Here is a 12,456-nt window from a genome sequence, read left to right as displayed (position 1 = left end):
TGTGCACATAAGTTTTTCAATAACCTGGACATTTGCGCATAATTTTTGAATGAAAACCCGCTAATTCCTTTATAAACCTGGACAAAACATAAAAACCGTTACGAATGACTAGGCATCTTCGTAACGGTTTTTATGTTTGCGTACATTCTTTTCCATGACTTCTTTTTTCGTTTTTGTCAGCCGGACATGTGTAGAAAAATGGGCTGTGCCACGCTGTTCTGTTACATCTTTCCCTTGCTGACGGAGTAGCTTAATGCGTTTCTTTTTTGCTTCAGACTTAGACATCGGATCACCTCTATTTATATTTTATCATTTTCTGAAAAAAGTGCCTATTACAAAAACGGGAAGGGGAGATACGTGTTTGAATCCTTCGCGAATCTAGTTGTTCCAAATAAAAAGACTCTCGACCGAAGCCGAGAGCCCATCCCCTTGTGAATAAAACGATTAGTGTGATACGTCTTGTACAGAAATACCAGTTTGTGCTTTAACTTCTACTTCGCGGTAGATTGCTGGATTTTCAGCAGGTGTTAAGTAACTACCTATCCAACCAGCTAAGAAGCCAAGCGGTACTGTAATAATTGCTGGGTTTGTTAATTTGAAGATTGCTTCACCAACAAAGATTGCTTTACCTGGTTCTGGGTTCCATACGTTTGGAGACAATGCTACTAATATTAAACATGATACTAAACCTACGATAATCGCTGTTACTGCACCTGTAGTGTTGAAACGCTTCCAGTAAATTGTGTAAATGATTACTGGTAAGTTTGCAGATGCTGCGATACAGAATGCGAATGATACTAAGAATGCTACGTTTAATGTTTGAGCACCTAATGCTAAAAGGATAGAGATAACAGAGATTGTGATTGAACCGATACGAGCAGCCAAAACTTGCTCTTTCTCTGACACTTGTCCTTTTTTAATAATTTGACCGTAAATATCGTGTGATAGAGCAGATGCACCAGAAAGTACAAGACCTGCTACTACGGCTAAGATTGTTGCGAACGCTACAGCAGATACGAATGAGAATAAGATTTCCCCACCAAGCGCTTCTGCTAATAATGGCGCTGCTAAGTTACCAGCTGGGTTGGCTGCGATAATGTTGTCAATGCCTACGAATGCTGCTGCACCGAAGCCTAAGAAAATTGTTAATACATAGAAAATACCTACAATCCAAGTAGCCCAAATAACTGAAGAACGAGCCGTTTTTGCGTCTTTTACTGTGAAGAAACGCATTAAGATATGTGGAAGGCCCGCTGTACCAAGTACTAACGCGATTAACATTGAGATTGTATCAATCCCGTTTTTATACTTTAATCCAGGATTTAAGTATGCTTCACCATATTCAGTAGCCATTTTCATTTCTGTAAACATTGTACCGATGTTGAAGTTGAACTTTAGTAATACTAAGAATGAAATAATGATTGTACCAATCATTAATAAACAAGCTTTAATGATTTGAACCCAAGAAGTGGCTGTCATACCACCGAATAATACGTAAGTTGTCATCATGATACCTACAAGAATAACAGCCCATTTGTACTCGATACCTAATAATAATTGAATAAGTGCACCCGCACCAACAAGTTGTGCGATCATATAGAAGAATACAATAGTAATAGTAGATAATGCCGCTGCCCCACGTACTTTTGCTTTGTCGAAACGAGCTGTAATCATATCCGCTAACGTGAATTTACCTAAGTTACGTAAAGGTTCTGCTACGATGTAAAGTACAACTAAGTATGCTACTAAGTATCCTACAGAGAAGAAGAAACCATCGAAACCGAATAATGCAATCGATCCCGCGATCCCTAGGAATGATGCAGCTGATAAGTAGTCACCAGCGATTGCTAAACCATTTTGCCAGCCCGTTAAACCGCCACCAGCTGTATAGAAGTCACTTGCACTTGATGTACGTCTAGATGCCCACCAAGTTACGACTAATGTTGCACCTACAATTCCTACGAAGAAGAAAATCGCTATGAAGCTCATTAGCTAACACCCCTTTCATATTCTTCAATAATTTCTTTTGCTTGGCGGTCAAACTTGTTTGCTCTCGCTACATATAGATGGCAAAGACACCAAGTCATGATAAACAGACCGAAAGAATAGAACCAAACCAACGTAACATCTCCAACTGCTTTCTGATGCAAAATATCAGTGTAAGAAGTTAGAACTGGTAGCAACATATAGGCTCCTAAAAAGATTACTGTGAGCGTCCAAAGAAATGCGTTCTTTTTCTTTGATAATTGTTTGAACGACTCTTGCTGTGCGATTTTGTCATAATCGACAATTGGTTTGTGTTTTTCCGACATAACCATACCCCCTTTTTAAATTAAGAAACATTTTACTGCTTTGTGTTTGTAAAATTCTGCTTGAGAACCTTTACATTTTTCATTTTATGGCAGTGCTTACAAGAATGCAATAGTTATTCTGCAAATTTTCTGAAAAAAATTTATAGAATATTAGTTTTACCGAGATAATTATATGTTTTTTATAGAAGAATAACGTTCGACAAGAATCGAGAACATTGATATAACAACGTTTGTAGAGGGGTTGACAAACAAAAAGGATGCATAAAGGAGAAAAAATGTATTCTGTTATAAAAAAAAGGGGAGAGATAATGTTTCTTATACTAAAACATTTCTGGAGATTTTAATATAGTCTTATAAGATATTGTTTTTCTTATATATAAAAAGCACCAGGATTTGTATCCTGATGCTTCAAAAACATTAGTGAGATACGTCAGAAACTGACACACCTGTATTGGCTTTAACGCGGATTTCTTTGTAGATTTCTGCCGCTTGTTTTTGATCCACTTTGCTAGCTGTCAACACAGATGCTAACCAGCCTGCCAAGAAGCCAAGTGGAATTGTAATAATTGCTGGTACTGCAAGTGGAAGTAATGGATCACCAACGAAAATAGCTTTTCCTTCCACTGGATTCCATACGTTTGGACCCATAGCACCTAATACTAAACATGAAACTAAACCAACTACCATTGCTGCAATGGCACCATTTGCATTGAATTTTTTCCAGTAAATTGTGTAAAGGATTACTGGTAAGTTTGCGGATGCACCGATACAGAATGCAAAGGATACTAAGAACGATACGTTTAAGCTTTGTGCAAATAACGCTAAGATAATAGAAAGAATGGCGATTGAAATAGAACCGATACGAGCAGCAATAACTTGTTGCTTTTCAGTTAATTTACCATCTTTAATAATCTCACCGTAAATATCATGAGAAATGGCAGACGCACCTGTTAATACTAAACCAGATACTACCGCTAAAATTGTTGCGAATGCTACTGCACCGATAAATGATAATAAAATATTGCCACCTAACATTTCAGCTAAAAGTGGGGCAGCTGTGTTACCTGCTGGACTTTGTGCAACGATGTCATCAATTCCTACAAAATGCATAGCACCGAAGCCTAAGAAAATTGTTAACGAGAAGAAAATTGCTGTAATCCAAGTTGTCCAGTTAATAGATTGACGCGCTGTACGAGCATCTTTCACCGTGAAGAAACGCATTAAAATATGTGGTAAACCAGATGTACCAAGAACTAATGCCATCATCATCGAAACCGAATCAAGAGAACTTGTATATTTAATACCAGGGTTTAAATATTGTTCACCGTGCTCTGAAGCGATCGTATCAAACATCTTCATTAGATTGAAATCGAATTTCATAAATACTAAAAGTGCAAGTAATGCTGTACCAAATAATAATAAACCAGCTTTAATGATTTGTACCCAAGAAGTTGCTGTCATACCACCAACTAATACATAAGTTGTCATCATGACACCTACGATTAATACGGCAATTTCATATTCAATACCAAATAAAAGTTTAATAAGTGCACCCGCACCTACTAATTGTGCGATCATGTAAAGAATTACGATTGTAATTGTACTTGCCGCAGCTACACCACGTACACGCTTTTCGTTAAAACGAGCCGTTAACATATCCGCTAATGTATATCGACCAATGTTACGCATTGGCTCCGCAATAATGTAAAGAAGAACTAAGTTTGCTACTACATATCCTACAGAGAAGAAGAATCCATCAAAACCTGTAAGGGCAATGGCACCGGATACCCCTAAAAATGCTGCTGCTGATAAGTAGTCACCCGCAATTGCGAAACCATTTTGCCAACCTGTTAACCCGCCACCAGCAGTGTAGAAATCAGCTGCAGAAGAAGTTCTTTTTGCTGCTAAATACGTTACAAAAAGTGTTAAACCCACGATCCCAACGAAAAATCCAATTGTTACTAAATTATCCATCGATTAATTACCGCCTTTCGAAGAATGTTCAGCAATAACAGCTGCCGCTGCTTTGTCGAACTTTGCAGCCATACGTACATAAACCATTGCTAATATGACTGTCATAATAAATAGTGCAGCCGAATAAACCCAAACACCTGTAATGTTACCAAACCATTTCTGTTGTAATACAGACGTGAAGGCTAGGATTGGTAAAAGGATATAAAATGTTAAAAATGCTGCTGCAACGCCAAAAAGAAACGTGTTTTTCTTCTTAACAAATCGATTGAACGACTCCATTTGGTCAATCTTTGTGTAATCGATAGAATGATTACTCTTTTTCTCTTGAGCCATTATAATTCCCCCTAATGAATTATTATTCTGTTTTAAACGGTTTATTTCTGTTTGCCTCCCGTTATAAGTCCTTATTGTAGGAGAGAAATCTTTATAATGCAATACTAAATTTTCAGAATTGAAGAGAAGAATATTAAATTCAGACAAATCAAATTGTATAGAATTATCAAGTGTTAAGTAGAAAATATATGTATAAAGTAGAAACGTAACATAGGAAAGAATAATATTCCTAATATAATTAATTAGCAAATTCGCGGCGCAATACAGAAGAAAAAATGCACGATACAGAAATTAATGTTTCGCTTGTCTAAAATAATAATTACGCGCCAAAAGAGGTCTAACTACTGCTTTGTTATATAACAAAGTATGTTTTTGTATTTTTTTGCTCTTTTTAAAATTAGAAAATAAATTTCTTGACAAATAAATTTCCGCTAAAATCTGACATAATCAAATTGAAACCTGCCCTGTATGGAATAAATTCCTTGTCGAAAAATAGAGTAATGGGTTAGGGATGAATGCGATGTTCATAATAAAGTGAGTTACTTATCATGAAAAATTACGGAATATAATTCAAAGGGGGTAAAAGTACGAATAGTTGATTGGTATTGTAGTCAGATGTTTACCAATAAATGTTTTATGAAAGCAATATGATATTTACTTATATGCGAGCATCGTTTAAAGATGTGATTAACTCAAAAGATTAGCAAATCCTATATGTTGGGAGTGCAACCTTGTGGAGAAAAGAGGAGTTTTGGGGAAAGGTTATTGTAAGTTGTTTAATTGTAGGGATTCTATAATGTTATGGCCAAATTGTAAACGAGTGTCCTTAATCGATAAAGTATGGAACCTTTCAATTCATACCTTCTTTATGAATATTGGCATTAAGCTAAATTAATTATATACTTACTATATAATTTAAATTGTAAATATTTTAATGGGTTGTGATTAGATGGCGGAAAGTAATCAACTAAATAATATAGAAGTTGTTATGAGAGAGATGCTGGAAATACAACAAAAGTCAAAGATGTTTGTTAATCTGCTCTCTGAAGGAGATTCATTATCTCAAAATCAGCTTATCCTTCTTATTCAGCTGAAGATTATGGGGGGAATGAAAGCAACTGAAATTGCAGATACCTTTAGTGTGACACCTGGTGCTGTAACCTCGATGTGCGATAAGCTAGAAAAATTAAATTTAATACAACGGGTTAGAGACAACGAAGATCGCCGAGTAGTAAAAATGACTTTAACGAATAGTGGGGAACTTAAGGTCCAAGAAATATTTTTAAAGTTTCCTCCAGACAAACTTACAGACATAGCAAAAACATTAATGAATGTGAATCAGTTAATGAATAAAATTTTTTAGGATTTCATAAAAAATGAAATCCTTTTTTTATTGCTCAAATACATCCTTGTTGTTCTTGACAAAGTAATAGAACATATAATTTAATGAATATATATTTTAATAACTAAAATATATACAAGTTGAAATTTATAGGGAGTGAGTATGGATGCTAAACAAACCTGTGCAAAGTTTACGTAGTATAACCCTGACAAATGGCAATATAAAGGACTTGGCTTCAGATATTGAACAACTAAATATCCGCGGTTCGGTTTCCTTACATCAAGAAGTACGCTTGCAAAAAATTTCTACGCATGGATATAGTTCTTTTTATTTTCGTGTTGAAGCACGTACGTTAAAAAGTTCAGGATCATGTAAAATAAAAGGAGTTTGTGAAATTAATGAAGTGATGAATGCAGGAAATTTAAAGATACGAAACGGGCAAGTAAAAACACTGAATAGCTCAGGGAAGCTCACAATTGAACAAAACTTACAAACAGAAAATATGGAAGCAATCGGTATTGTGAAAGCCTTAGAAATACAAGCAAAGTCCTTTTCTTTAAAATTATCTGGAGAAAGTACAATTGAGCGGCTGTTTGCAGATGAAGTATACGTAGAGAAAGATAAGTTAACCTTTTCTTTCTTAAAGAAAAAGCTAAATTGTAAATGTATAAAGGGAAAAAATTTAACGCTTGCCTTTACAGCTGCAGACGTTGTTGAAGGCGATGTTGTAGTAGTAGGGAATAACTGTAATATACGAACACTTTACTACACAGAAAGTTATTCAATTAGTCCAAATGCCAAAGTGCAGCAAATCATTCGGAGGGAACAGGAATGAAATTAATCAAAATAACGACTGCTTTCTTTTACTCACTCGCAATCTGCGTTTTATCCGTCCTACTTGCGGGGCTAGCTTTGAGTGCATTATTGTTAATACTAGCTGGCATTTTACGAACGTTTGGCTTTGAACAAATAAAGATGAGTATTGGGTATGGTATTGATCTCCCTACTGCTTTAAGTATTCCTTTATCACTCCTTGTAGCTTTTCTACTGTTTTTCTGTTCCTTTTATATAAAACGATTGATTAAATTTTTCCTTCTTAAGCTTAGATTTTAATATGTTCATAAGTATTTGTTAATGTTTTTAAATAATTATTCTGTTGTTCTTAATGTCTTATTTACAAAAAACGAAATGCATTTAATACCATCTTTACAAATCGCTTGTACGCTAGAGCTAACTAACTAAAAAGGTGGTCAATTCATGGGGAAATATGTTTTTTCAAAAGCAGCATTTGCACTTAGTTTAACTGGAGCAGCGATTATTGTACCGACAGTAGGGGCTGAAGCAGCAGAACCAACATATAAGTTATCACTAGATGCTCGCTATGATTCGGGTGTACAAAACGAAGATGGCGGCACAACGGAAATTGTTACATACAACAAACATAATCATGCTACGTATTTAGTAAATGGGGAGACGAAAAAGGTAGAAGCAGTTTCATTAAACGATCAAAATGATGAAGCTTTCACATTAAAGCCGTTTTTATCGATTGATATTGCTCAATTAATGCAAACAGTGGATGCAAGTTTTCAATATGGCGATTTAACAAGCATCGCTGTACACCCAAATGAAAATGTGATCGTTGTGTCTGTCCAGGCTGAAGGCTATAACGAGGATGGCTATGCTGTATTTTTAACGGGGGAAGGGAAGCTACTAAAGGTAGTGAAAGTTGGGAAGCAACCAGATAACATTACCTTCTCACCAGACGGGAAAAAGGTGCTCGTAGCGAATGAAGGGGAACCGCGTGAAGGGTACGGGGAACATATCATCGACCCTCAAGGCTCTATTTCAATTATCGATTTATCAAATGGTGTTGAAAATTTACAAGCACAGCCTGTGACATTCGAAAGTTTTGATCAAGCAGAAAAGCGTATGGAGCTAGTGAAGAACAATGTGCTATTAAAGAAGGAGACAGCGCCATCTGTTGATCTTGAGCCAGAATATATTTCAGTAAGTGAAGACAGTCAGTTCGCTTATGTAGCAATGCAAGAAAATAACGCCATCGCAACAATCAATCTTACATCAAATGAGGTTGTATCGATTGATGGCTTAGGCTTTAAAGATTTCAGTATAAAAGGCAATGAAATCGATGTACGTAAAGACGGCCAAGCGCAGCTTCAAAATGAAAACTACTTCGGCATCTATATGCCAGATGGAATGGCGACATATAGTGTAAACGGAAAGAACTATATCGTCACAGCAAATGAAGGAGACAGTCGTGAATGGGGAGCGGAAGATTCACCAAGTTTCCACTTAAACGAAAAAGAAATTGAAGTAGATGGTAACGAAATTGTCTTTTACGATACAACAAACTATGACGGCTTTGAAAAAGAGAAAGAGTATATTTTTGGTGCGCGTTCATTCTCTATTTTTGATGCCGATACAATGGAGCTTGTTTATGATAGCGGCAGTGATTTTGAACGCATTACTGCACAAGCTTTCCCTGAATATTTCAACTCTAGTAATGATAAGGTAAAATTAGATAATCGAAGCGGCAAAAAAGGGCCTGAACCAGAAGATGTAAAAGTAGGGAAGATTGGTGATGAAGTATTTGCATTTGTTGGCTTAGAACGAATTGGTGGCGTAATGATGTACAATATTACCGACCCAGCCAATGCGACATTCGTCGATTATTTAAATTTACGTGATTTTAGCGAAGATATCGCAGGCGATGTATCACCTGAAGGACTGGCTTTTGTGCCGGGTGATTCCCCTCAATTAATTGTTGGACATGAAGTAAGTGGAACGGTGACGGTACTAAATTTACTCGCGAAAGAAGAAGCACTTTATCAAGATATCGAAAATCATTCAGCAAAAGACGCGATTATAAAAGTAACGGAAGCGAATTTATTTAAAGGTATAAATGCAACGACTTTTGCGCCAAATAAAAATTTCACGCGCGGTCAAGCTGCGACTGTCTTGTACCGACTAGCTGGTGAGCCTGTAACAAGTGACAAGATGTTATCATTTAAAGATGTACAGTCGTCGGATCATTATGCACAAGCAATCAGTTGGGCGGTAGACAATAAGTTGATAACATCATTAAATAACCAGAGCTTTAATCCAAATAAACCAATTACTCGTGAGCAATTTGCGGTAGCGATGTATGAGTACTTAAGAAGTACTGACTATTTATTCGAGAATGGGGAACAAGAAGTATACCTTGATGAGGCCAAAATCAGCGCGGAAGCAAAAAACGCCATTTATGTGTTGCAATCAGTAGGCATTATGAATGGAAACGATCACAATTTTGAACCTCAACAACCGCTCACACGGGCGCAAGCTGCGACTGTATTTGCGAAGTTATTTTAATGTAATGTAGCTGAACCTAAAACCTTGAAGCAGGGGATGATTTCCTTGTTTCAAGGTTTTTTATTTACGAAAAACAGTGGAAGTTAGATACTATTTATTAATCATAAAGCGGATACTGTGGCTAACATTGAAACAATAGCCGCTGACAAAAGAAAAGATTCATTGTTAGAACAATACATTCTTTTGTATATTGATAGAGTGAAAAAATATAATCGCGATTGAAAAGAGGAAAAAGTAGTGAAATATATCATTTTTGATTTTGATGGCACCTTAGCGGATTCAAACGAACTGTTTATGAAAGCTTGGAATCTATTTGCGGAGCAATACAACTATGAACAGGTGAATGCGGATGATCTCATTACATCAAGAAATTTGACCATTCCACAAAGAGCGAAGAAATACCGTTTTCCTATGCATAAGCTGCCGATTATTTTACCGAAGATTTATCGGTATTTTAAAGAGCATATTGAAGAAGTAAAGCTATTTGAAGGAATAAAAGAAATGCTCGATACATTAGCACAAAAAGGCTACACGATTATTATTTTGTCATCCAATGCGAAAGAAAATATCGAACTGCTGTTACAGCAAGAGCAAGTGACGAGTGTATCGCAAGTATTAACATCCAGTAAATTATTTGGTAAAGATGTGGTTATTAAAAAATTTATGAAACAACAGCAAGCAACACCAGACGATGTACTATATGTCGGAGATGAAGTGCGAGACATTATTGCATGCAATAAAGTGAAGGTACCATTTATGTGGGTGAGCTGGGGGTTAGACGGGTTTGAGCTTATCGAGAAGGAAAATCCTAAATACGTCGTACATACACCAGCGCAGCTTATTGATACATTAAAATAGTTAGCCAAACTCAGTGAAGGTGTTTTTCTTTGCTGAGTTTTTATCTTTGTAACTGTACCTTCTCTAAATTCGAATTTATTTACAATTATTAACTCAAAAACAATACATTTGACCTTGTAGAGTACACCCTTCTAATTGTATATTATTAACAGAAATATAAAATAGGGGGGATTGTATTGTCCATTAAAAGTAAACTTATGAGCTTTTTCTTCGTTTTTGCTACACTTTTAGTGCTTACAATAATCGCGTTACTTTTAGTTGAAAAGAACAATTTAGGGAAACAATCAGAGGAAACAAACACAAAATTAGAGCAACAAGCCCAACAACAAGTAACGGGAACACTTGAAAGGTTAACGGAGACGATTGCGAATCAAGTTGTAACATTGGAAAAAGAAATCGATGCCTCTATGCTAAATGCAGCACTGATTATAAAAGAAATGGACACCAATAGCACACTAACTATTCAGGATTTAGAGCGTTTAAAACAAAGTACAGAAATGAGTGATTTTTACATAACAGATAATAATGGTATTTTTACAACGACAACAGAAACAGCAGCAGTAGGGATTAGCTTATTTGATATTTGGGAGGGGTATCGCATGCTTCTAACAGGAGAAGCGGATATCCTGCCATCGGCTATGAAAATGAAAGTCGAAACGGGCGAGATTTTTAAGTTTACGGCAATTCCACGTGCAAACGGGGATGGTATTATTCAATCGGCCCTTGCTGTAGATACCATTGAAAATGCCTTAACGAACTATTTTCAGCAAGACTACGGCTTACAAAGCTTACACTTATTCGATAGCAGCAATTTAGTGTTAACGGAGAATATTACGGAAGGGGCCACTTCACCATTTACAAAAGGAGACACGGTAAACAACGCAACGATTACGTCGATTTTTACGGGTGAAGAGGGGTCTATTACAATTACCGAAAACGTGGCTGAAATTTATGCACCCGTTTATTTTGATAATGAAATTCGCTATGTCCTCTACGCTTCCATTGATGCAGCACCATATTTTGAATCCGTGCATTATACAAGTGAAGCATTAGCGAGTACAACTGATTCGATTAACCGTTCTATTGTGACAGTCATCATTAGCAGTATTATTGTGACGATTGTATTATTAATCATTTTATCTATGGCGACACAAAAGATACTACAGCCTTTAGCGTTATTCGCCAATAGACTGCGCTCACTCGGTAAAGATCAGCAAGACACAGAGATTGTAGTAAAAGAGGCTGAACTACTAGCCATTCAAGACGCTATCAATGATGTGACAACACATTATCAGACGATTTTACAATCTGTTCACGAAAATACAACGGCTGTATCGAGTGTTCAACGGGAATACAGCGAGGCTATGCTGACAACAGCGGCTACATTAAAAGAAGTGACAACAGCTGTACAAGCTACAGCTAAAAATAGTCAAGCGCAAGCAGAACAAGTAGCGGAAGCCGAAAAAATCGTAGAGCGGAAAGCGGTCACGTTACAAAGTATTTCAACTGAGGCAAGTGACTTAGATGAATTATCTGATAAGTCTAAAATCTCAGCTGAATTAAGTGTCAAAGGAATTGAAACACTCCATGCAGCCATTGATAATATTGCCCGTGAAGTAAACGATAATAAAGAACGTGTACATGTACTATTAGAAAGCTCCGCGCAAATTGGGGAAATCATTCATTTAATTAAGGGCATTGCAGATAATACAAATTTACTCGCACTGAATGCATCTATCGAGGCAGCTCGTGCTGGGGAAGCAGGAAAGGGCTTTGCCGTTGTAGCGGATGAAGTAAGAAAGTTAGCTGAACAAAGTGGTGAAGCAACAGGCAAAATTAGCAGTATTTTAACCGATTTACAACAAGAAATCCAATATAACAAAGAGAGTACAGATCAGCAAATTGATGCCATTGAAACAAGTAAAGAGAAAATGGTTGAAGCAAAAGTCTCGATTGAAAGTCTTATTGAAAGCACTGTACAATCAAGGGAGAAAATACAGCAATTCAGCGAGCTCATCGCTGAATTACAGCAAGATAGTCAAGTTGAAAACCAAGTATTCGATGCATTGTATGAGCATATTCAATCGAATGCCGGAAACAGTGAAGAATTACTGTCTATGATTGAAGAAGTCTCACATGCTATGGATCACTTAAATCTCTTATTAGAAAACGTAACAAACAACACACGGAATTTAGAAAATATGTTTTAATCAAAATTACTTTTCACAGGAACCAACCTTTCATTTGGTTCCTGTTTTTTTGTCTGAT

At 36.4% G+C, this 12,456-nt stretch carries 11 protein-coding genes; 6 read left to right on the top strand and 5 right to left on the bottom strand.

The window, feature by feature from the left end; genetic code table 11:
- Positions 1-108: 108 nt before the first annotated feature.
- From AC3II9_RS11925 to AC3II9_RS11905, 5 genes are all read right to left on the bottom strand, one after another.
- Positions 109-285, bottom strand: a complete 177-nt coding sequence (locus AC3II9_RS11925; protein ID WP_489155697.1) for a hypothetical protein — start codon at positions 283-285, stop codon at positions 109-111.
- A gap of 159 nt (positions 286-444) precedes the next feature.
- Positions 445-1,989, bottom strand: coding sequence for a solute symporter family protein (locus AC3II9_RS11920; protein ID WP_489155695.1), 1,545 nt, complete (start codon positions 1,987-1,989; stop codon positions 445-447).
- Positions 1,989-2,312 (bottom strand): DUF485 domain-containing protein, encoded by a 324-nt coding sequence (locus tag AC3II9_RS11915; RefSeq protein ID WP_489155694.1) that lies wholly within the window; start codon positions 2,310-2,312, stop codon positions 1,989-1,991. Before AC3II9_RS11915 ends, AC3II9_RS11920 begins: the two co-directional genes overlap by 1 nt.
- A 417-nt stretch (positions 2,313-2,729) precedes the next feature.
- On the bottom strand, positions 2,730-4,286 hold the full coding sequence (locus AC3II9_RS11910; RefSeq protein WP_489155692.1) for a solute symporter family protein: 1,557 nt from the start codon (positions 4,284-4,286) through the stop codon (positions 2,730-2,732).
- 3 nt (positions 4,287-4,289) lie between these two features.
- Positions 4,290-4,619, bottom strand: coding sequence for a DUF485 domain-containing protein (locus AC3II9_RS11905; protein ID WP_489155690.1), 330 nt, complete (start codon positions 4,617-4,619; stop codon positions 4,290-4,292).
- Positions 4,620-5,568: 949 nt separating this feature from the next.
- Between AC3II9_RS11905 and AC3II9_RS11900 the strand changes: the two genes are divergently transcribed.
- The 6 genes from AC3II9_RS11900 to AC3II9_RS11875 all read left to right on the top strand — a co-directional run bounded on the left by AC3II9_RS11900 (position 5,569) and on the right by AC3II9_RS11875 (position 12,398).
- A complete protein-coding gene (locus tag AC3II9_RS11900) occupies positions 5,569-5,982 on the top strand; it encodes a MarR family winged helix-turn-helix transcriptional regulator (RefSeq protein ID WP_489155688.1) in 414 nt (137 codons plus the stop codon).
- A 145-nt stretch (positions 5,983-6,127) separates the two neighbouring features.
- The gene (locus AC3II9_RS11895; RefSeq protein WP_489155686.1) at positions 6,128-6,796 is read left to right on the top strand and encodes a hypothetical protein; all 669 of its coding nucleotides are present in this window, start codon (positions 6,128-6,130) and stop codon (positions 6,794-6,796) included.
- Positions 6,793-7,074 (top strand): hypothetical protein, encoded by a 282-nt coding sequence (locus AC3II9_RS11890; protein WP_489155685.1) that lies wholly within the window; start codon positions 6,793-6,795, stop codon positions 7,072-7,074. The genes AC3II9_RS11895 and AC3II9_RS11890 overlap by 4 nt, the downstream gene beginning before the upstream one ends.
- 144 nt (positions 7,075-7,218) lie before the next feature.
- Positions 7,219-9,330, top strand: a complete 2,112-nt coding sequence (locus AC3II9_RS11885; protein WP_489155684.1) for a choice-of-anchor I family protein — start codon at positions 7,219-7,221, stop codon at positions 9,328-9,330.
- 237 nt (positions 9,331-9,567) lie between these two features.
- Positions 9,568-10,188 (top strand): HAD hydrolase-like protein, encoded by a 621-nt coding sequence (locus tag AC3II9_RS11880; protein ID WP_489155682.1) that lies wholly within the window; start codon positions 9,568-9,570, stop codon positions 10,186-10,188.
- Between the two features lie 176 nt (positions 10,189-10,364).
- On the top strand, positions 10,365-12,398 hold the full coding sequence (locus AC3II9_RS11875; RefSeq protein ID WP_489155680.1) for a methyl-accepting chemotaxis protein: 2,034 nt from the start codon (positions 10,365-10,367) through the stop codon (positions 12,396-12,398).
- The last annotated feature ends 58 nt before the right edge of the window (positions 12,399-12,456 follow it).

Source organism: Lysinibacillus sp. RU7, assembly GCF_057837305.1.
The sequence above is the reverse complement of the archived record's forward strand: the minus strand, read 5'-3'. Positions and strand labels throughout refer to the sequence as shown.